Genomic DNA, 20,416 nt, shown 5'->3' on the forward strand with positions numbered 1-20,416 from the left:
ATACTCTGGGAGAATACCCAACTCTAATACAATTATCCTTACCAATTGTTTGAAATCTTTGAAATCACATACTTTTGACTGAGGACATACCTCCATCAAGATGTAATACCTGCCCTGTCATCCAAGACGCATCTTTGGAAAGTAAAAAAACAGCAGCTCCGGCAATATCTTCCGCCTGACCATATCTTCCTAATGGGTGCCTTTTATTTGAAGCTTCTTTCTTGTCTTCATTGCCCAGGAGTGCCGAAGCCAAGGGTGTGTCAGTCAATGATGGCGCAACCACGTTAACCCTGATTTTATTTGGAGCCCATTCTGCTGCGAGTGACTTTGCAAGTCCTTCGACTGCACCTTTGGCACTAGAAATAGAAGAATGAAACCCAAGCCCCACCTGTACAGCGACGGTGCTGAAAAGTACCACAGAAGCTGATTCGGATTTTTTTAGCCCTTTGAGACAAGCTTGCAATACTTTTACTGCTCCCAAAACATTGACTTCATAATCCCTTTGAAAATCTTCAACAGAAAATCTGTGAAATGGCTTCAGATTGATAGTTCCCGGACAATAAACCAAGCCATCAATTACCTCAGGAAGTCCCTCAATGCTTTCAAATCGGGCTGTAACATCGAGTTGCTCTAGACCTTCTCCCGAACGGTGGTACACAAAGATGTTTGCGCCTTCACTTTCAAGTTTTTCAGTGATTGACTTTCCTATACCGGAGTTGCCGCCGATGACCACAATGTTTTTATTATTCATAATTCGCTTTATTATAAAATCGTTTTGTAAATAAAATGTTTGAAAATTTCAGGGTATAAAAAAACCGGAATCAAAGTCCCGGTTTGGTTTGGTCTAGTTTTCAAACTTTTTTACTTCATGCTGATATATTTCATGAACTCATTTCTTGAGTGTTCATCTTTTTCAAATTTTCCGCTGTAAAATGAGGTGACAGTAGCGCTGTTCACGTCCTGTATTCCCCTACTTGACACACACATGTGGTGTGCATCAATGATTACGGCTACGTCATCTGTACCCAGCATTTCTTTAAGTTCATTGCCGATCTGCATGGTCAGTCTTTCCTGTACCTGCGGACGTTTTGCAAAATACTGTACGATCCTGTTGATTTTGGAAAGGCCAATTACAGTTCCGTTGGAAATATAGGCGACGTGTGCTTTGCCGACTATCGGTACAAAATGGTGCTCGCAGTTGGAGTGGAAGGTGATATCTTTCTCCACCAGCATTTCATTGTATTTGTATTTGTTTTCAAAAAGTTTGACTTCAGGTTTGTTTTTTGGATCAAGCCCGCTGAAAATTTCTTTGATATACATTTTGGCCACCCTTTTTGGGGTGCCTTTAAGGCTGTCATCTGTCAGGTCAAGACCCAAAACATGCATTATTTCTCTAAAATGCTTTTCGATCAGCTCCATTTTGAGCTCATCATCCATTTCAAAAGCATCCTCTCTCAGCGGAGTATCGTGGGAAGTCCCGATATGTTCGTCCCCCATTTCATCATAGGATTGAGAAAAATTAATTCCCATCGTATTCAACAAAGTTTCTTTCTGTTTCATATAGTCGAATCGTTAAGTCGTATTTCGTGTCAATTTTTTTTCTTAAAATATTCCAAATAGCCACAGCAATGTTTTCCGCTGTTGGGTTAAGATTTCTGAATTCATCTGTATCTAAGTTTAAATTTTTATGATCAAATTTATTTAGCACATGTGTTTTGATTAAATCACTCAAGATCTTCATGTCATAAACATAACCCGTACCCGGATCGATTGGTCCAAGTAACTTCACAATCAATTCGTAGTTATGACCGTGAAAATTGGGATTATTACACTTCCCAAAAACACGCTCATTTTCTTCCGCTGACCATTCCGGATTATGTAACCTGTGAGCTGCGTTAAAATGCTCTTTTCTATATACTGCTACTTTCATTGTTTACCAAACAGGAGTTAATCAATTTTTGTTTAATATTTTTAATTTTTCTTTAAACAAAATTTTCAATCGATTGATAATCAGTCAGGAATATCTGTAATTTTTATGAATATTTTCCCAAGAGAAATCAGCAATGCTTTCTAACATGTATCTATGGGAAAACAGTTCCAAATTATTAAGTGCATATTTAGTTTAAATAAGAGCCTAAAAATAAAGGAGAAAAATGGAATTATATGGCATTTGATTTGTGTTTATGGCCATAGATAATTTCATTTGCAACTACCAGACTATCAAATAAATATAATGCGGAAACTCACTTTATTTCTCATTTTATTGCTAGGCAGCTCGATTTCCACTCATTTCTTTGTCAATAGCTCACCCTCTTCCATTCTGAGAGACCTTTCTTTTGAAAATAACATCATAGAGCTTGTCAGTTCCAATTCTGCCAATTTAGAGTTTAAAATACCCGAAAGGGAAATTTTGTCTTACGGCATCAAAGGTTATTTGAAAATGCAGGAAGATGGAAAAATATCACCGGGTAAGCCACTTACTGTGATTGATTTTTCACTGCCTTCCTCTGAAAAAAGGATGTGGATCATAGATATGAAAGACGGAATGATTCTTCATTATGGCCTTGTTTCTCATGGAAGAAATTCCGGAGACCTGATGGCGCAGAAGTTTTCAAATATAAGTTCTTCTTATATGAGCAGTCTGGGATTTTACCTGACAGGAGAAACTTACCAAGGCAAACATGGATATTCCTTGAGGCTTGACGGCTTGGAAAAGGGCTTCAATGACAAAGCAAGAGAACGTGCAATAGTAATACACGGCGCAGACTATGCCCATGAAAACTTCATCCACCAGACCGGAAGATTAGGAAGAAGTCTTGGATGTCCTGCCCTCCCAAATGAAATTGCCAACGAGGTGATTGATTTGATCAAAGAGCAATCTCTTCTGTTTATTTATGGCAAAGACAAAGAGTATCTCAATAAATCAGCTTTCTTAAATACCTGATTTTTTGATTCTGGTTTCTTTAAGAGCCTGATAAATCTCCCCATCTCTATCATAAATATCGTTTCTAAAATAGAGATTCCCCCTTGAATCTGCCCAATGGGTAAGGTATATTAATGCCACTGGTATCTTTCTATCGAGATTGACTGTTACTTCTTTTGATTGGTGCATTGCGGAAGTAATTTTTTCATCAGTCCATGAGGGTTGGTTGGAAAGCAAAATTTTGGCAAACTCAAAAGGCTTTTGGATCCTGATACAACCATGACTCAGGGCCCGGTCCTCCCTGGCAAACAGCGTTCTTGAAGGAGTATCATGAATGTAGACGCTGTTTTTATTGGGGAACATAAATTTAACCAGTCCTAAAGAATTGTGGTCACCAGGCTCTTGTCTCACAGTATAAGGAAATGACCGGGCACTAACCTTGCCCCAATCAATGGAGGACGGATCCACTCTGCTTCCTGATGAATTCAACAAAACCATGTTGTTTTTGGCAAGATAATTTGGGTCCTTTTTGATCTTAGGGACAATCTCGTTTCGGGTGATTGAAGTAGGTACCGTCCATGTAGGACTGAATACAATGTATGACATCAGGGCACTGAACTGTGGGGTGGAGTGATAGCTCTTTCCTACAATCACTCTAGAAGTGAGGACAGTATCTAATTTTTGGATAAAGTCAAGCTGAAAATTTGCAGTGTTGACCAGTATCAATTCTATATCTTTTATTGTATCAGGAAACCATCTTAATCTCTCCAGGTTAACAGATGCTGTGGCAATAATATCTAAGGGTTTTTGGTTAAATGCATGGATTGTCCCTTGACCGATCACGCCATCAGGTTCCATCCCGAATCTTCTTTGGATTGTTTTGATCCCTTCTATCATCAGGCTGTCATACATCTTATCATCAACAGGTTGATAAGGTTTTAAAAATCCCCAAAAATAAAGTCTCTCCCTGATTTCAGGCATTTGGTTATGAGTATCACCCGGTTTGATAGATTTATCAATTTTGAGGTTCTTCCAGATTGCGACAGGCTCTTTTTCAAAGCGTTTTTGCTCCTCAAAAAGCTGCCTTAAACCGTCGCGCATTTTTTTGTAAATAGAAAATGCAGGATAATATCCTTCAATGCTTGCTCTGAGGCTGCCTGACTGGATAGCCGCCGAGAGCTTTCGGTCAATCATCAATTCCGGTACATTCCGCTGAATGCTCCAAGTTGTCTTTAGGCTTTCAGGATCAACTTTTCCCAAAAAAAGATGCGAGGAAAGCATGATGTAGGCATCAGTGAGAAGCACATCTACCGCAGCGAGGTCAATGGTATTCATTTTTTCTCCCGCCTTTTTTGCGGACTCAAAACGGTCGAAATAAGCATTGATGGCCTGAAAATGATAATCGTCCGGATTCAGTCCGTCAAATTTGGCCTGACCGATTTCATAGCGCATTTCATAGGCGATTTCGGGTAACTTATGGTCTTTGACCCATGCAGGTTCAAAATTCCTTTCCCCATAAAACCTGTGGATCACCACCGTACTGAAAAGTTCATTTTCCCCGATTTTTGGCTTTTCCTCGGGGCTGTTGCTTTCCAAAAATCTTCTTATAAATGAATCAATCCCATTTTCTGATGGGGCTTGCTGGGCAAATAGGGCTCTCTGAATCATAAACAGGAGCAAAATCAAACAAATCCTTTTCATGAATTATTGTTGTTAAGAAAAATTGAAGTCTATTGTACTGAAAAATCCCGATACTTTTGACCGAGTTCCCAAGTCTCTTTGAGCATAATAAGAAATTCCTTCATTTTATTCAAAGGGATGAGGTTTGGACCATCGCTGAGTGCTTTTGCGGGATCAGGATGGGTTTCTATAAAAAACCCATCAACACCCGCAGCAGCAGCTGCCCTTGCCAAAAAAGGAGCGAACTCTCTCTGCCCACCACTTGAACCTCCCATTCCTCCCGGCTGCTGTACGCTATGGGTAATGTCAAAAACCACAGGAGCGAATTGTCTCATGATTGGCAATGCCCGCATGTCGACCACGAGGTAATGGTAGCCTAGGGTAAATCCACGTTCTGTGAGGCAGACATTCTGATTACCTGTAGACCTTACCTTGTTGACTGCAAAATCCATGTCCTCCGGAGCCATAAACTGGCCTCTTTTGATTTTTATGGCTTTTCCTGTCTGCCCTGCTGCCAGCAATAAATCTGTCTGCCTACAAAGAAAAGCCGGAATCTGAAGCACATCTACCACCTTGGCTACCTCTGCAGCTTGATGGCTTTCGTGAATATCCGTTACCAAAGGAACATCCAAAGCTTTTCCTATCCTTTGCAGGACTTCAAGGGATTTATCCATCCCAATACTTCTGAATGATGTAGTTGATGTCCTGTTTGCCTTATCAAACGAAGCTTTGAACACATAAGAAAACCCAAGCTCGTCGGCATATTCCTTAACAAAACTCCCAATCTCCATGCAGATATCAAAACTTTCGACAGCACATGGCCCGGCAAATAACACCGGCTTTCCTGAACCTAGTACAATGTCTTCGGATATCCTCATGGTTGGGGTTGATTCCTCTTGGTTACAGGTGGAGGTATTTCTCTATGATTCCAGACAAAAGTCCTTTTGATTGTAAAATTAAATCTGCCACCTCCCTGAATACACCATGACCACCATTGAGTGAGGATATAAAATCCACATGTGCACTGATATATGGAAGAGCATCTGCGGGACATGCTGAAAATCCGACTTTTTGAATCAGTGGCAAATCAATGAGGTCGTCTCCGATAAAGGCGACTTCGTTGATCTCGATTTCCAATACTTCAAGGATCTCGACTAATTTTTGGGCTTTGTCACGCACCCCATGGTAGTGAAAATCAAAGTTAAGCTCATCACACCTGTTTTCAACTACTTTGGAATTCCTACCGGTGATCGCCCCTACCAAAATCCCATTTCTACGGAGTTGTGATACGATAAAGCCATCTTTGACATTGAATCGCTTGTATTCTAAGCCATTGTCATCAAAGATGATCCCACCATCTGTCAATACTCCATCAACATCGGTGATAAGCAGTTTGATTTTGGTTGCCTTGAGATTGACTTCCTCCGTTGCGCCTGAAAGGTATTTTTGCATTTTACTTCTTTTTCTTCCATTGAATGGAATATAGGTCAAGTCTTCTTTGATCAAGGTTTCGCACACTGCCTGCTTTCCTTTGCTTTGTCAACAGGTCCAAATCAACGTCTGCGACAATGGTCGTCTCTGCATTCTCAGAAGCCTGGGCCACAGTGGCATCATGCGGGAAGGAGAAGTCAGAAGGAGAATAGATGGCCGCCTGTGAATATTGGATGTCCATGTTTTCAACCCTTGGTAGGTTACCGACAGAACCTGTTATAGCCACATAGCATTCGTTTTCGACAGCCCTGGCTTTGGCACATGTATTGACACGCAGGTAGGCATTTTTAGTGTCTGTCCAGAATGGAACAAAGAGAATATCCATTTCCTGTTCGGCCAATATTCTGCCTAATTCAGGAAATTCCACATCATAACATATCAAAATCCCTATTTTACCGGCATCAGTGTCAAAAACCTTGATTCCGTTTCCTCCCTGAAGCCCCCAATAGGCCTGCTCATCGGGAGTGATGTGGAGCTTGTATTGCTTGTCGGTAGTCCCATCTCTCCTACAGAGGTAACTTACGTTTCTTAGTTTTTTCCCGTCATATTCCGGCATGCTGCCTGCAATGATATTTACATTGTAAGAAAGCGCAAGGTCACGCATTCTGCTGATGATTTCGTCAGTATAATCTGCCACATTCCTGATGGCTTCAGAGGCATCCATGTCATTGAACTCTGCCAGGAGAGGTGCATTGAAAAACTCTGGGAAAAGACAGAAATCTGATTTGTATCCCGAAATGGTATCCACAAAAAACTCCACTTGCTGCATCAAATCGTCGACATTGTTGAAGCGGCGCATTTTCCATTGGACCAACCCCAATCGGACAATTGATTTTTTGTTTCCTATCAGTTTTTCATCCTTCTCATAATAAATATTGATCCATTCCAAAAGCGTGGCATAGGCTCTTGAATCGGTATCTTCAGGTAGGTATTTGGTGATTACTTTTCTGACGTGAAATTCATTCGCCAACTGAAATGAAAGAACAGAATCAAAGATTTCTTTACTTTTTACCAAGTCGATGTATTTCCTCGGAGTCATCTGATCGGCATATTTAGAATAGCCCGGAATCCTTCCTCCTGCAATGATTGACCTTAAATTCAGGTTTTCACAAAGCTCTTTTCTCGCATCATACAACCTTCTTCCCAATCGCATTCCCCTATATTCCTGATGAACAAAAACATCGGTTCCGTAAAGGGTATCTCCATCATTGTCATGGGTGTCAAATTTTCCAAACCCAGTGATCTGATCGTATGTATGGTTATCTCCAAACTTGGTGTAATCGACTACAAGACTCAAAGCCGCAGCAACAACTTTGCCATTATCCTCTATACAAATCTGCCCTTCGGGAAATGCCCTGATCTGGTTTTTCAATTCTTGCCTTGACCAAGCACCACCTTGGTCTTTGTAGATGGTAACCATGATTTCACGGATATCATCATAATCGGACAACTTGATGTTTCTGAGTTTAAGTCGGTGCTCTAATTCTTCTTTTTGCTTACTCATGCCACAAAATTAGACAAAAATCCCTCATTTATTTTAAAATCCTTACCATCGGTTTGGAATCCTAGCGAACCAATTTTCAAAAATCAAACTGGTTTCAAAATCATTTTCTAAGTGTTGAAAATAAAATTAATGTCCTTAACCATCAATTGCCAAGAATTCCCTGCATAATATTTACCTGACAGGCAGCAGTAATCGCCTGATTTTCTACAGAAAGGATGAAATTAAAAATTGAATTATTAATTCTTTTTATATTTCTTTACAGGTAGAAATCTTAAATCTCGCACTCTAAAATTTCCATAATCACTCCATTTTTATCAAATGAGAAAATTAGCTTTGATTTTTTTGCTTTCAATGATGGCCTTTGAAGCTTATTCACAAAGCTTTTACAGGTATAGATTTGATGCGCCATGGTCGGTTTCCGTGGCTGCCGGTCCGACCCAATATTTTGGCGAACTTTATTCTCTTTGGAAATACAATGAAGGAATCCAACCTGATTGGAATGCAAACATTGCGGTAAGAAGAACTTTAGGAACCTATATCAGGGCAAGGGCAGAATTTACCTATTACCAGATTTCGGGCCAAGACCCTCCTGCTGATCCAAGAAGTAACAGAGAACCGAGAAACCTCCATTTCAGGGCAAGAAACTGGGAAGCCAGTGTGATCGGAGAGCTTCATCTCAAGCCTGTCAAAGTATACAACATTACAAGAAACTTCATCAACTTCTACGGATTTGCCGGCGTAGGTGTATCAAGCAATACTCCAAAAGCCGAGCTTAACGGTTCATGGGTTGATCTGAGACCACTACAATTGGAAAACAACCCGTATGATAAATACATTTTTGTATTTCCTACAGGTATAGGGATGAAATACAAGCTGAATGTGTATACGGATTTGACGCTGGAAATGAATTACAGGTGGACAATCACGGATTACATGGATGACATCAGTGCTTATAATGTAAAGGAGTTTTACCAAGATCTGGTAAATGACTATGGCGTAAACGGCGATGGTCCAAGACCTGACAGACTGAGATTAGCGATCAGAAACCCTAATTTTATAAAGGACAATGGGGAACCCGATGTCCAAAAAATTCTTGACAATGGTGGAAGGATCAGACGAGGTTCAGGTCTTGATGAGCGTTTTGACGGTTTTATGTCCCTGAATATCGGCCTTGAACTTTATCTTTCCCCTGATATCTGGGACAACTGGATTTTTAGAAACAGGGTGAATGAAAAGAGCTTTAGGTTCTGGTAAAATAAAACCATTTGAGATTTTTTAAAAAGTGAAAGAAATTCTTCACTTCCAATGGCCTGAAAGTAGGCTGAAGGCCTAAAAATAGAAATATCCAAAAGAGCCTCACAAAAATTCAAAGTTTTACGACTTCAAAAAATGAAAACCGACCAATCTGGTAAGGTTTCTTTTTTTTAGACTTATCCATCAAAGCAAATAGGGGAATGACAGCCTATTCCCGTGTTTTTTCCTATTTTTGCAAGCAATTCTCAAAAAGCAACGCAATTATTCCATAATGGCTGATTACAATTTTCAGGAAATAGAAAAAAAGTGGCAAACCTACTGGGAACAAAACCAGATTTTCAATGCCCAAGTTGACCCATCCAAGCCAAAGTTTTACTCCCTAGACATGTTCCCTTATCCTTCCGGAGCGGGCTTGCATGTCGGTCATCCACTTGGATACATCGCCTCTGATATCATCACGAGATTCAAGAGATTGCAGGGATACAATGTCCTTCATCCGATGGGATATGATTCATTTGGTCTTCCTGCAGAGCAATATGCCATTCAAACCGGACAACATCCTGCCATTACCACCGAGCAAAATATACAGCGCTATACCGAACAACTGAAGAATATCGGTTTTGCATTTGATTGGGATAAAGAAGTCAGGACTTCCGACCCGAGCTATTACAAGTGGACGCAGTGGATTTTTATGCAGCTTTTCAACTGCTATTATGATAAGGTTGATAACAAAGCCCTGAGCATTGCTTCATTGGTAGAAAAGTTTTCTGTGAAAGGAAACGCCAATGTCCATGCGGTTTGCGATGAAGATACACCCGAGTTTTCTGCCGCTGATTGGAACAATTTTACCGAAAAAGAACAACAGGAAGTATTATTAAAATACCGCTTGACTTTCCTCGCGGAGACCACCGTCAACTGGTGCGCAGCCTTGGGTACGGTACTTTCCAATGACGAAGTCAAAGACGGTTTCTCCGAACGAGGAGGCCATCCTGTCGAGCGCAAAAAAATGATGCAGTGGAGCATGCGGATTACAGCCTATGCAGACAGATTGCTTCAAGGATTGGAAACAGTAGAATGGTCCGAACCCATCAAGGAAATGCAGCGAAACTGGATTGGAAAATCCATCGGTGCAGAGATGGTTTTTCAGGTCAAAGGACAGGATAAACTGATCAAAGTATTTACTACGAGGATAGACACTATCTATGGTGTGACATATTTGGCATTGGCGCCTGAGCATGATTATGTCGGCGAACTGATCACCGAGGACCAAAGGAATACCGCCGAAGCCTACATCGAGAATGCAAAAAACCGCTCCGAAAGAGACCGGATGTCAGATGTCAAAACCATCTCCGGGGCATTTACCGGATCTTATGCCATCAATCCTTTCAACGGAGAAGAAATCCAAATTTGGGTTGCCGATTATGTTTTGGCAGGATATGGCACCGGGGCAGTCATGGCTGTACCTGCGCATGATGAGCGGGATTATAACTTTGCAAAACACTTTGGATTAGAGATCAGGCAAGTAATTGCCGGAAGTATGGAAAACGGTTCATTTCCCGGAAAAGGTGGAACCATCATCAACTCGGGGTTCATCTCCAATATGGAAATGAAGGAGGCGATGAACAAGGCCATCGAATTCCTAGAAGAAAAGAAAATCGGAAACGGCAAAATCCAATACAGAATGCGTGATGCCATCTTTACGCGTCAGCGTTATTGGGGTGAGCCGCTACCTGTTTATTTCAAAGATGGTCTGCCTTACCTGATGGATGAAAAAGACCTGCCTTTAGTGTTGCCTGAGGTGGATAAATATTTGCCTACCGAAGATGGCGAACCACCACTTGGAAGGGCCAAAGACTGGACCTACAAAACTCCTGAAGGAGAATTTCCATTGGAAATGAGTACCATGCCTGGATGGGCAGGCTCAAGCTGGTATTTTTTCCGATATATGGATCCAAGGAATACAGAAAAGTTTGTCGCCAAAGAAAAGGAAAACTATTGGGGTTCGGTAGACCTATATATCGGAGGTGCTGAACACGCCACCGGGCACTTACTCTATTCCAGGTTCTGGACCAAATTCCTGTATGATATCGGTGCGGTAAGCATCGAGGAGCCTTTCCAAAAGATGATCAATCAGGGAATGATTCAGGGTAGGTCCAATTTCGTGTATCGGATCAAAGGTACAAACACCTTTATCAGCTACGGATTGAAACAACAATATGAAACTTCAGCCATGCATGTCGATGTGAATATTGTAAACAATGACCAACTGAACATCGAGAAATTCAAAGCTTGGAGACCTGATTTGGCGGATGCAGAATTTGTGTTGGAAGATGGAAAATACATCTGTGGGGCAGAGGTGGAGAAAATGTCCAAGTCAAAATACAATGTGGTCAATCCTGACGACATCATCGAAAGATATGGTGCTGACACCTTGAGATTGTATGAAATGTTCCTTGGACCTTTGGAGCAATTCAAACCCTGGAATACCAATGGCATCGACGGCGTATCCAAATTCCTGAAAAAGCTTTGGAGACTGTACCACGATAACAACGGGGAATTCAGCGTTTCCGAAGAAAAGGCCGGCAAAGAAGAACTGAAAACCCTTCACAAAACCATCAAAAAGACTCAGGAGGATCTGGAGACTTATTCCTTCAATACTTCTGTAGCGTCTTTTATGATCTGTGTGAATGAATTGTCAGCATTGAAATGTAACAAAAGAGAAATCCTTGAGCCTTTGGCAGTAATCGTTTCTCCTTATGCGCCACATATCGCAGAGGAACTTTGGACGCTGATGGGCCACAAAGGATCGATCATTTATGCCTCATTTCCTGAATTCAAAGAGGAATTTTTGGTAGAAAACAGCCATGAATATCCTGTTTCCATCAACGGTAAAATGAGAGCAAAGCTCCTGCTTCCACTTTCACTTACCAAAGAAGAAATCGAAGAAGCAGCGCTAAAAGACGACACTGTACTCAAATGGACTGAAGGTAAAGCACCTAAAAAGGTGATTGTGGTACCTGGTAAGATTGTGAATATTGTGATTTGAAAAGGTTAGAAAGTTAAAAAGTTTTAAGGTATCAAAGTTACCAATATCCAATAACTCAATAACCATTAACCAACGCTCATGAACCGCTTCTTCATAGCTTTTGCAGCCATCATCTCCTCCGGAATATTTACTTATTCCTATTGGAGGGAATGGATTGGCTACAAATTCCTCCATGAAGATTTAAACTTGCAGCCTGTAGAAAAAACAGAAGTCCCATACTTTCATGCTTCGGAGGAAATCTATCTGAAGGTCTTATTGGTATTCGGATTGGTTTTTGGTCTGATATTCATCGCATCCATCATATTGACTTATAAACAAAAATGGGGTTGGGTTTTTGGATGTTTCGTTCTTAGTATGCTGAGCATATTGGCAGTCATGATCAACGGCGCCATCAAATAAAAAAATATTGACATCAATTCATTCATCATGGAAATAGTAAAAAATGCAGTAGTCGGACTGACCTACGAGCTTAAAGTCAGCAAAGAAGAAGACGAAATCGAATCTGTTCCATTCAGTGTGGAGGTCAGGGACAATGAAGATCCCTTTTACTTTATATTCGGATTCAGTGGATTGCCGGAGAAGTTTGAAGAACTTTTGGCAGGAAAATCCCAAGGTGAAAGTTTCAGTTTTACTATTTCTGCCCAAGATGCCTATGGGGAACCTGATGATGAAATGATTATGGCTTTACCTAAAGCACAGTTTTCTGCTGAGGCAGGATTTGAACCAGAGATGCTGGAAGAAGGCAATTTCCTTCCTTTGGTGGATGAAAATGGCTATCCAATGCAAGCCAAAGTGCTGAAAGATTTGGGTGAGGAGATTTTGTTGGATTTCAACCATCCTTTGGTGGGTTTTGACCTGCACTTTGATGGGGAAGTATTTGAGGTGAGGGAAGCAACTCCTGAAGAACTTGACCATGGTCATGTCCACGGAGACCACGGACATCAGCATTGAGTTTAAAGATTAAGCCTTTTCCAAAGTCCTAAACTTTGGAAAAGGTGATTTCCTTCTCCTCTTCCCATTTCAAAAATACTTTTTCTCCTTCTGCAAAAACCCTTTTTTTATCCTCAATTTTCCACACTGTTCCGTCAGTCAGTTTTACCATCAACTGGTTATAATGCACCAGATATTGCCTCTCTATAATTCTGGCAGGAATACCGCTTGTCTTGAATAATTGAACATCTGATGGCCGGATATAGGTTTTTTCTTTATTGGGTAAAGGGTTCAAATGACTGAAAAGCTTTGCTGCATACAGGTTTTTTGGTTTGGAGAAAATCTCTTCAGGATGTCCTTTTTGGATCATTTTCCCCTTTTGCATGATCACCAAGTCATTGGTCATCTGTAACGCATCATCGAGGTCATGTGTCACAAAAAGTACAGTGACTCCAAGATTTTGAAACATGGTTTTGAGTTCCATAATCAGTTCCCTCCGCTGTATGGTATCCAAACTCGAAAAAGGTTCATCCAACAACAACACCTGAGGTTCCACACTCAAGGCCCTGCCTATCGCAACTTTTTGTTGCTGTCCACCTGAAAGATGTCTCGGGAATTTATCCCTGAAGGCTTTCAGACCCAACAACTCCAACAGCATTTCCAATCTGCTTTCTTTGTATTTCTTGTCAAAAAGCAGCAATGGCCTCAAGATATTCTCCTCGACGGTTGATTTGGGATAAAGGTGGTAATCCTGAAAGACGAGTTGGATTTCGTCAATTCCTGGAACTAGTTGTTCTTTGGGGTTTTGGATTCTGGTTCCATCCAGGTAAACCTCACCTTCATTCCTGCTTTCCAATCCGGCAATAATCCTAAGCAAGGTACTTTTACCTGAACCGCTTTCGCCCACCAAGGAAATGATCTGACCTTTGGGGATGTCCAAAGAAAAATTCTTGATTACCGGAAGCCCCTCCTGAAAGCTTTTATGGATGGCGTCGATCTTGAGATAGCTCATAGTCTTAATATACTTTCTTTGGTTTTCTTTGGCAAGCTCTCCAAAACCAACTCATACGAATGGTCAACCAATTCCAAAATCAACTTATCAGAAACAGATCCATCAAACATTACCGTATTCCAATGTTTTTTATTCATATGATATCCTGGTACAATTCCGGAGTAATGCTCTCTGAGCTCTGCAGCCCTTTCTGGTTCGCACTTGAGGTTGACACTTTCAAAAAGCTCAATATCAATAATGGCAAAAATCTTACCTCCCACTTTGAAACAAAGGGTATTTTCGTCAAATGGTGTTTCCTCAGAAGTGCCAAGTTTGGAAAGACAAAATTCCCTGAAAAACGAGATGGTCATCGAAAGGAGGATGTTTAGAGCTAAGGAGGTTATTGGTTATTTGCTTAAAGATAAAAAGTAATAAGTTAGAAGTAAAAGGAAAAAAGCAGTAGCTTAAATTAAGAGCAGCGCTTCACTGTATAAATGATGATTGCTGCCAAAAACATCAGAATGGAAATTTTATTGATGCCATGCATCATCCTGAGGTTAAAATTGGAAGGTTTGTTGGGATCCGGTTTTTGAAAAACCCGAACAAAATAATGACCTACTTCCCCAAGCTTAAAAAATTCTTTTAATCTGCTGTTTGACATATTTATGGTTTTTAGAAATTGGTTATTGAATTATTGGTGCGAATCCAATCGTATTGATTTAACTTTTTTTAAATAAGTCAACAGACCACAGTCGACTGTCCACCACGTGAAATTGATTTTTCAAAACATATCTCAAAATTTCAATGGATTACGGACTGAAAATTGTTTACCGAACATTGACTCAAACCTCAGGCTCGATCCACATTCCGTCTTTTCTGATAATTTCGATCAGTTCGTCCACAGCCCTTTCGGAAGGAACTGATTTTTTGACTACTTCTTTCCCTTTATATAAGGTGATTTTCCCTTTTCCCGAACCGACATATCCGAAATCTGCGTCTGCCATTTCGCCAGGGCCATTTACTATACAACCCATGATGCCGATTTTGACGCCTTTTAGGTGGTCAGTTCTTTTGCGGATCATTGCGGTTGTTTCTTGCAGGTCAAATAAAGTCCTGCCACAGGAAGGGCAGGAAATGTATTCGGTTTTCGACATCCTGGTACGAGCTGCCTGAAGCACTCCGAATCCAACTGAATTATGCAATTTGATCTGATCCAGAACCGTTCCCCGATCTTTATTTTCGTAGGCTCCAATCCCAAGCATGATCCCCTCACCCAATCCGTCCACCAACAATCCACCCACATCGGTAGCAGCATAAAGCATGGTCTTGTCAGAGTCCTGAACAGGATAATTTACAAATACAACAACAGGAGCAAGGCAATGGTTTTCTATCAATGTAATAAAAGCTCGTCTAAGTGCCGCCATTTTATGTGCATTGTTACTTTGCAAAATCACCACAACATCTTTCCTCCCTTCCAGATACGGGATGGATTCCATTACCTCCAAATCAGAAATCATTAAGAAATTCAATCCATAATGGAAATTTGACGAAGTCTTGAATTCTGATAAAGTGAAAGCCGGAAATTTATTGACCTGATCTTCAGATAATTGCCAATTGGTAAAATATTGGATTTCCTTCATCCCGTTTGGTAACATAAACGGAATCGGATTGGCACCTGAAAATACGTAATCGGCCCCTTGATCATTCATTTTCCATTTGTCCAATTCAGGCAAATAAAAATGGCCGATATTTTTCATTTCCTTTTCTGTCATGTTTTGGACAGCAGAAATATCTGCAATTACCCTTGGGACATTGCTTCCCCCAAAATTGAATACTTCAATTGTATCTCTTTTATTATGTTCAAAAGGAGTGATCGGAAAATGATGTAGTTCTGCTATAGATTCATGTCCTGCTCTTTCGGTATATCGGTCGACCAAGGATTGGGCTACAGGAGCTTCAAATTCAGGATCTTCAGTCAGCGAAACCCGGACCGTATCTCCCAAACCATCTTCCAACAATGTCCCTATACCGACCGCTGACTTAATTCTTCCATCTTCACCATCTCCGGCTTCTGTCACTCCCAAATGCAAAGGATAAGGCTTAAAACCACCTTCATCCAGCTTTTGAACCAACAACCTGTATGCCTGTACCATGACTTGTGTATTGGAAGATTTCATCGAAATCACAATGTCATAATAACTTTCATCCTCACAGATTCTCAAAAATTCCAAAGCTGACTCCACCATTCCAAGTGGTGTGTCACCATAACGGCTCATAATCCTGTCGGAAAGCGAACCGTGATTGGTACCTATCCGCATGGCGGTTCCGTGTTCTTTACAGATTTTGACTAGTGGAAGAAACCTTTCCCTGATGCGATCCAATTCTTCCTGATAGCTTTCGTCAGTGTATTCTATAACCTCAAATTTCTTTTTGTCGGCGTAGTTTCCCGGATTGATACGGACTTTTTCTACGATTTTGGCTGCGATTTCTGCAGCATTGGGAGTGAAGTGGATATCCGCCACCAATGGCGTTTCGTAACCTCTTTTCTTAAGTTCTTCTTTGATGTTTCGAAGATTTTCTGCCTCTTTGATACTAGGCGCAGTAATTCGGATCAGCTGACAGCCGCTTTCGATCATGCGGATACATTGCTCGACAGAACCAAGGGTGTCCATGGTGTCCACAGTTGTCATCGATTGGACGACGATAGGATTGTCACCTCCAATGAATACATCGCCAACTTTGACAGGAATGGTTTTTCGCCGGGAATACTCCGTCAGGCTATTGCAATACTTTATTTTATCCAACAATGATTTGGTTTCCATACTGTTATAAGTCTCCTAATTGAGGTCTGATCACTATTTCTTCAACAACAGAATAAGGCGAAAGGTTATAAGCCGCCCAAACTGACTCGGCTACATCAGTGGATTTCATAAACCGCTCTTCGGGAATATCCACACCTTCCCAACTTGCGGTGTAAGTTGCTCCGGGTAATACCGAAGTCACTTTGATATTGTAATTCTTTAATTCTTCTCTCAGGCATTTGGTAAATCCCAACATGGCCCATTTTGATATGGCATAGCTTCCACCGTTGGCATAGGCAGTCAATCCGGCAATGGAACCGATGGAAAATATATGTCCTGATTTTCTTGCGATCATTTCCCCGGTAAATGCCCTTGTGAGGTAATAGGCAGAGAAAAGGTTCGTATGCATCATCAATTCAAAATTCCCATCGGGTTCTGAATGGATTGATCCAGGAAAAAAAACACCAGTGTTGTTGATTATCACATCAGGAATTCCGAGCAATTTGACTTCCTCCGAAAATGATATCACTTGGTCTTTTTTTGACAAATCTGCACTGAAAACATTTATATTCTGAGTAGGAAACCTTGATTGAAAATCAGATTTCAATTCCTCCAAATCTTCTTGGTGTCTCGAACAGGTAAACACGTCAAACCCTTCCTCTGCAAATCTTTGGATGATGGCCCGGCCAATCCCCTTTGTCCCTCCTGTTACCAATATACTTTTTGTCATTTTCCGATAAATGCCTTATGAAAATTGAATCATTCCAAAATATCATTCTGGTCAACAAATTTGATTGCTGTTCCAATAGTTAGTATGACAACTATCTATCGGAAACAAAGTTACATTTTTTTAAAAACTTTGCGAACTTAAACGTTTATTCCCGGGAGCTATAGGTTTTTTGTTCTTAATTTTAGCCATATGGAAACTCAGCAAACAGACAGGTTGGAGTTGGCTGCGCACTTTGTAAACAGCACCAACAGCCCTATTTTTTTGACAGGCAAGGCAGGTACAGGCAAAACAACATTCCTCCGAAAGCTTTCAGAACTTACCCATAAGCGATTTGTGGTCCTTGCACCAACCGGAATTGCCGCTTTACATGCCAAAGGGGTCACCCTTCATTCCCAGTTTCTGCTTCCTTTTGGCACTTTTCTTCCGACCCGAGAACCTGAAGGAAACTTCAGTAACTGTGGAAACTTCTTTACCCAATACACATTGGGAAGAAGACATCCTTTGAATATGGCAAGGAAAAAGGTCCTCAAAGCTGTAGACTTGCTCATCATCGACGAGGTGAGTATGCTGCGGGCAGATATTCTCGATGCTATCGACTACCGAATGCGAAGTGTCAAAAGAAATTTCGACGAACCATTTGGTGGGGTTCAGGTGCTGATGATTGGGGATTTGTTTCAGTTGCCGCCGATCGTCAAGGACTATGAATGGCAGGTGCTGAACAAATTTTATAAAAGCATGCACTTTTTTGAAGCTCAAGCGATCCGCCAATCCGGAATGGTCTATTTGGAATTGGATAAAATATTCCGCCAAAAAGACGAAAAATTCATTACCATTCTCAACCATCTCCGTGACAATGAGGCCAATGAAGAGGACATTTCCTTTTTGAATTCTTTTTATAAAACCGAGGAGGAAATTAAAAACCTGCAGGACACCATCATCATTACCACGCACAATTACAAAGCAGAAGAACACAACCAAAAAGAACTTGCTGCACTGAAAACAAAAGCGTACACTTTTGAAGCGGTAATTGAAAAAGATTTTCCGGAAAGCCTATATCCTTTACCAAAAGTCCTTGAATTAAAAGAGGGTGCGCAGATTATGTTTATCAAAAACGATACAAGCGGCTACTCAGAATATTTCAATGGGAAAATGGCAACTGTCAAAAAAATAGACGGTGATGAAATCACAGTAATTTTGGCGGACAGCAGGGTAGAATATACTTTGAGGAAAGAGGTTTGGGAAAATAAAAAATATGTTGTCAATGAAGACAGCAAAGAACTTGAAGAGGAAGTAATTGGGACTTTTGAGCAGTATCCCATCAAGTTAGCATGGGCTGTTACTGTACACAAAAGCCAGGGATTGACATTTGACAAAGCAATCATTGATGTAGGTCAGGCATTTGCCCCGGGTCAGGTATATGTGGCCTTGAGCAGGTTGAGGGGATTGGAAGGACTGACACTCCGGACCAGGATTCAACCACATGTCATCAACAGCGACAGGGATGTGGTCAATTTCACGCACGGTACCCAAGACCAAGAACCTTTGGAAAAATTGCTTTCTATCCATCAAAAAAAGTATATGGCCAAGCTGTTGGAAAGCACTTTTGATTTTGGAGAAATCCTTCAAGCCATCACTACTTTCAATAAAGACGTTAGTGGAACCTTGGAATTTGAAGACGCAGAAATGCAAAAAGCCATTCCAGACATTTATGAAGGAATTCTTCAGGAAGGTGAAAATACGTACAAATTTCAAAGGCAGCTTTTGCATATACTTCATTTGAATGAGGAAGATAAACTTCTAGATCGCTTGGAGAAAGGAAGTTCTTACTATGCCAAATTGTTACAGGAAAGCCTCAGAAAGCTTTTGGTCCATGCTGGCGAGGTGGAAAGGTTTACTAGGAGCAAAAGCTATCTTGAAGGAATCTCTGAAATTGAGTTGATGGTATATAAAAAACTATCAGAAGTCAAAAAGGTGACATTCCTGATTCCTGCCATCCTCAATGGGGAAGAAATTGGAAAAATGGAAAAGGTAAGCCAGGAACTGATCCACCTTCGCCTTTCCTTAGCACAGGATGCCAAGCAAGCCGCCAAAGACAATCCAAAGTTTGCCTCCAACAAAACCGGCAGAAAGAAGAAAGGAAAAGGCGAAGCAAAATTCAAAAGAGAAAAAGGAGAAACCTATGAAATTACCTACGAACTGAGTCAAAGCGGAAAATCAATTTCAGAAATTGCTTCAGAAAGGGAACTTGCCGAATCCACAATTCGAGGTCATTTGGCTAAAGGGATAACAGAGGGAAAAGTCTCTATCCATTCGCATTTATCTCAAAAGGAGATCGAGGAACTCGGGAACCTTATCCAATCCAAAAATGGGGATATTGTGCTTGTTCGCCAAGAATTTCCGACCAAGTACGATTATGGTACTTTAAAAATGGTTGCCAATCATTTGGCAAATCTAGAGAAGGAATAAAGTCCAATTTTTCCGATACCAAAATTACCTATCTTATTAAATTGAAAAATATAATAACTAAAGAATATGAAATCTGAAGAGTTTATAAAGGCAATAAAAATAGTGGTATCGGATTCAACAAAAAATGCTGTGTTGAATAATCTTTCTACTCCACCGGGGAGAAAGCCTGAAAAGGATTTGGTTGAAATTTCTAGCTGGTACAACAATTTGAATCAACGAGAAAAATCATTCATTTATAAAATAGTTGAATTAAGTGTAGAAACAAGTATATTCGGATTTTTATGCGTTCTTGACGGAGTAAGACAAATTGAAAATGTTGGAGATAAGGGGGTATTAAAACTCTATTTTTCCAAAAATGATTCGATGAATTTGTTAAATGACCACAATGAAGAATATCTTCATGATATCTATAATTCTTTATGAAAATTTTAAATGGTGAAGTGAAAAGGGGTTTCACTTTATACCAATTATTAGCTTTAACTTATTCCTGAATTCCAACTTTGTCCCTTTGTTTCTTTGTTGTTCAGAAAAATACTGTGGTAAGTTGAGCGGCTATAAAACGCAAAAAGCCTTTGGATTACTCCAAAGGCTTGTGATAAT

The 20,416-nt window shown here is 40.6% G+C and carries 19 protein-coding genes; 7 read left to right on the top strand and 12 right to left on the bottom strand.

What is annotated here, in order from left to right:
- Positions 1 to 64 precede the first annotated feature (64 nt).
- The 3 genes from NU887_RS13670 to NU887_RS13680 form a co-directional block, all read right to left on the bottom strand.
- A complete protein-coding gene (locus NU887_RS13670) occupies positions 65 to 751 on the bottom strand; it encodes an SDR family NAD(P)-dependent oxidoreductase (RefSeq protein ID WP_258423943.1) in 687 nt (228 codons plus the stop codon).
- Positions 752 to 861: 110 nt separating this feature from the next.
- Positions 862 to 1,560, bottom strand: coding sequence for a GTP cyclohydrolase I FolE (gene folE, locus NU887_RS13675; RefSeq protein WP_258423944.1), 699 nt, complete (start codon positions 1,558 to 1,560; stop codon positions 862 to 864).
- Positions 1,520 to 1,930 (bottom strand): 6-pyruvoyl trahydropterin synthase family protein, encoded by a 411-nt coding sequence (locus NU887_RS13680; protein ID WP_258423945.1) that lies wholly within the window; start codon positions 1,928 to 1,930, stop codon positions 1,520 to 1,522. Before NU887_RS13680 ends, folE begins: the two co-directional genes overlap by 41 nt.
- Before the next feature lie 303 nt (positions 1,931 to 2,233).
- On the opposite strand from NU887_RS13680, the gene NU887_RS13685 reads away from it, so the two are divergent.
- On the top strand, positions 2,234 to 2,944 hold the full coding sequence (locus tag NU887_RS13685; RefSeq protein WP_258423946.1) for a murein L,D-transpeptidase catalytic domain family protein: 711 nt from the start codon (positions 2,234 to 2,236) through the stop codon (positions 2,942 to 2,944).
- Here NU887_RS13685 and NU887_RS13690 read toward each other — a convergent pair.
- From NU887_RS13690 to NU887_RS13705, 4 genes are read right to left on the bottom strand one after another with little or no spacing between them, the layout of a single operon-like run.
- Positions 2,933 to 4,624, bottom strand: a complete 1,692-nt coding sequence (locus NU887_RS13690) for a L,D-transpeptidase family protein (RefSeq protein ID WP_258423947.1) — start codon at positions 4,622 to 4,624, stop codon at positions 2,933 to 2,935. The genes NU887_RS13685 and NU887_RS13690 overlap by 12 nt on opposite strands.
- A gap of 29 nt (positions 4,625 to 4,653) precedes the next feature.
- The gene (gene kdsA, locus NU887_RS13695) at positions 4,654 to 5,481 is read right to left on the bottom strand and encodes a 3-deoxy-8-phosphooctulonate synthase (RefSeq protein ID WP_258423948.1); all 828 of its coding nucleotides are present in this window, start codon (positions 5,479 to 5,481) and stop codon (positions 4,654 to 4,656) included.
- A gap of 22 nt (positions 5,482 to 5,503) precedes the next feature.
- Positions 5,504 to 6,055 carry a KdsC family phosphatase gene (locus NU887_RS13700; RefSeq protein ID WP_258423949.1) on the bottom strand — a complete coding sequence of 184 codons (552 nt, stop codon included), beginning with the start codon at positions 6,053 to 6,055 and terminating at the stop codon, positions 5,504 to 5,506.
- A 1-nt stretch (position 6,056) separates the two neighbouring features.
- Complete coding sequence (locus NU887_RS13705; RefSeq protein WP_241142042.1) at positions 6,057 to 7,598, bottom strand: bifunctional GNAT family N-acetyltransferase/carbon-nitrogen hydrolase family protein; 1,542 nt, start codon at positions 7,596 to 7,598, stop codon at positions 6,057 to 6,059.
- Between the two features lie 318 nt (positions 7,599 to 7,916).
- Here NU887_RS13705 and NU887_RS13710 point away from each other — a divergent pair, with 318 nt between their 5' ends.
- From NU887_RS13710 to NU887_RS13725, 4 genes are all read left to right on the top strand, one after another.
- Positions 7,917 to 8,852: a hypothetical protein gene (locus NU887_RS13710; RefSeq protein WP_258423950.1), complete on the top strand. Its 936-nt coding sequence runs from the start codon at positions 7,917 to 7,919 to the stop codon at positions 8,850 to 8,852.
- Positions 8,853 to 9,123: 271 nt separating this feature from the next.
- Positions 9,124 to 11,898, top strand: a complete 2,775-nt coding sequence (gene leuS, locus NU887_RS13715; protein WP_258423951.1) for a leucine--tRNA ligase — start codon at positions 9,124 to 9,126, stop codon at positions 11,896 to 11,898.
- A gap of 78 nt (positions 11,899 to 11,976) precedes the next feature.
- A complete protein-coding gene (locus NU887_RS13720; protein WP_258423952.1) occupies positions 11,977 to 12,297 on the top strand; it encodes a hypothetical protein in 321 nt (106 codons plus the stop codon).
- A gap of 27 nt (positions 12,298 to 12,324) precedes the next feature.
- Positions 12,325 to 12,849, top strand: a complete 525-nt coding sequence (locus NU887_RS13725; protein WP_258423953.1) for an FKBP-type peptidyl-prolyl cis-trans isomerase — start codon at positions 12,325 to 12,327, stop codon at positions 12,847 to 12,849.
- A 28-nt stretch (positions 12,850 to 12,877) separates the two neighbouring features.
- Here the strand turns inward: NU887_RS13725 and NU887_RS13730 are convergent, their stop codons facing one another.
- The 5 genes from NU887_RS13730 to NU887_RS13750 all read right to left on the bottom strand — a co-directional run bounded on the left by NU887_RS13730 (position 12,878) and on the right by NU887_RS13750 (position 17,350).
- Positions 12,878 to 13,840 (bottom strand): ABC transporter ATP-binding protein, encoded by a 963-nt coding sequence (locus NU887_RS13730; protein WP_258423954.1) that lies wholly within the window; start codon positions 13,838 to 13,840, stop codon positions 12,878 to 12,880.
- Entirely contained in the window at positions 13,837 to 14,190 is a 354-nt protein-coding gene (locus NU887_RS13735) for an MmcQ/YjbR family DNA-binding protein (protein WP_258423955.1), read from the bottom strand. The genes NU887_RS13730 and NU887_RS13735 overlap by 4 nt, the downstream gene beginning before the upstream one ends.
- Positions 14,191 to 14,288: 98 nt before the next feature.
- Complete coding sequence (locus NU887_RS13740) at positions 14,289 to 14,480, bottom strand: DUF6728 family protein (protein ID WP_258423957.1); 192 nt, start codon at positions 14,478 to 14,480, stop codon at positions 14,289 to 14,291.
- Positions 14,481 to 14,661: 181 nt separating this feature from the next.
- Positions 14,662 to 16,641 (bottom strand): (E)-4-hydroxy-3-methylbut-2-enyl-diphosphate synthase, encoded by a 1,980-nt coding sequence (gene ispG / locus NU887_RS13745; protein ID WP_258423958.1) that lies wholly within the window; start codon positions 16,639 to 16,641, stop codon positions 14,662 to 14,664.
- 4 nt (positions 16,642 to 16,645) lie between these two features.
- The gene (locus tag NU887_RS13750; RefSeq protein WP_258423959.1) at positions 16,646 to 17,350 is read right to left on the bottom strand and encodes an SDR family oxidoreductase; all 705 of its coding nucleotides are present in this window, start codon (positions 17,348 to 17,350) and stop codon (positions 16,646 to 16,648) included.
- 189 nt (positions 17,351 to 17,539) lie between these two features.
- On the opposite strand from NU887_RS13750, the gene NU887_RS13755 reads away from it, so the two are divergent.
- Positions 17,540 to 19,816 (top strand): helix-turn-helix domain-containing protein, encoded by a 2,277-nt coding sequence (locus NU887_RS13755; protein ID WP_258423960.1) that lies wholly within the window; start codon positions 17,540 to 17,542, stop codon positions 19,814 to 19,816.
- 66 nt (positions 19,817 to 19,882) lie between these two features.
- Positions 19,883 to 20,239, top strand: coding sequence for a hypothetical protein (locus NU887_RS13760; protein WP_258423961.1), 357 nt, complete (start codon positions 19,883 to 19,885; stop codon positions 20,237 to 20,239).
- Positions 20,240 to 20,416: the final 177 nt, after the last annotated feature.

Source organism: Aquiflexum gelatinilyticum (assembly GCF_024741135.1).
Lineage (GTDB): Bacteria > Bacteroidota > Bacteroidia > Cytophagales > Cyclobacteriaceae > Cognataquiflexum > Cognataquiflexum gelatinilyticum.

Coding starts and splice junctions, on each gene's coding strand:
- NU887_RS13670 (WP_258423943.1), bottom strand. CDS start 751: ATGAATAATAAAAACATTGTGGTCATCGGCGGCAACTCCGGTATAGGA.
- NU887_RS13710 (WP_258423950.1), top strand. CDS start 7,917: ATGAGAAAATTAGCTTTGATTTTTTTGCTTTCAATGATGGCCTTTGAA.
- folE (WP_258423944.1), bottom strand. CDS start 1,560: ATGAAACAGAAAGAAACTTTGTTGAATACGATGGGAATTAATTTTTCT.
- NU887_RS13755 (WP_258423960.1), top strand. CDS start 17,540: ATGGAAACTCAGCAAACAGACAGGTTGGAGTTGGCTGCGCACTTTGTA.
- NU887_RS13760 (WP_258423961.1), top strand. CDS start 19,883: ATGAAATCTGAAGAGTTTATAAAGGCAATAAAAATAGTGGTATCGGAT.
- leuS (WP_258423951.1), top strand. CDS start 9,124: ATGGCTGATTACAATTTTCAGGAAATAGAAAAAAAGTGGCAAACCTAC.
- NU887_RS13720 (WP_258423952.1), top strand. CDS start 11,977: ATGAACCGCTTCTTCATAGCTTTTGCAGCCATCATCTCCTCCGGAATA.
- kdsA (WP_258423948.1), bottom strand. CDS start 5,481: ATGAGGATATCCGAAGACATTGTACTAGGTTCAGGAAAGCCGGTGTTA.
- NU887_RS13680 (WP_258423945.1), bottom strand. CDS start 1,930: ATGAAAGTAGCAGTATATAGAAAAGAGCATTTTAACGCAGCTCACAGG.
- NU887_RS13735 (WP_258423955.1), bottom strand. CDS start 14,190: ATGACCATCTCGTTTTTCAGGGAATTTTGTCTTTCCAAACTTGGCACT.
- NU887_RS13740 (WP_258423957.1), bottom strand. CDS start 14,480: ATGTCAAACAGCAGATTAAAAGAATTTTTTAAGCTTGGGGAAGTAGGT.
- NU887_RS13685 (WP_258423946.1), top strand. CDS start 2,234: ATGCGGAAACTCACTTTATTTCTCATTTTATTGCTAGGCAGCTCGATT.
- NU887_RS13750 (WP_258423959.1), bottom strand. CDS start 17,350: ATGACAAAAAGTATATTGGTAACAGGAGGGACAAAGGGGATTGGCCGG.
- NU887_RS13700 (WP_258423949.1), bottom strand. CDS start 6,055: ATGCAAAAATACCTTTCAGGCGCAACGGAGGAAGTCAATCTCAAGGCA.
- NU887_RS13690 (WP_258423947.1), bottom strand. CDS start 4,624: ATGAAAAGGATTTGTTTGATTTTGCTCCTGTTTATGATTCAGAGAGCC.
- NU887_RS13725 (WP_258423953.1), top strand. CDS start 12,325: ATGGAAATAGTAAAAAATGCAGTAGTCGGACTGACCTACGAGCTTAAA.
- NU887_RS13730 (WP_258423954.1), bottom strand. CDS start 13,840: ATGAGCTATCTCAAGATCGACGCCATCCATAAAAGCTTTCAGGAGGGG.
- ispG (WP_258423958.1), bottom strand. CDS start 16,641: ATGGAAACCAAATCATTGTTGGATAAAATAAAGTATTGCAATAGCCTG.
- NU887_RS13705 (WP_241142042.1), bottom strand. CDS start 7,598: ATGAGTAAGCAAAAAGAAGAATTAGAGCACCGACTTAAACTCAGAAAC.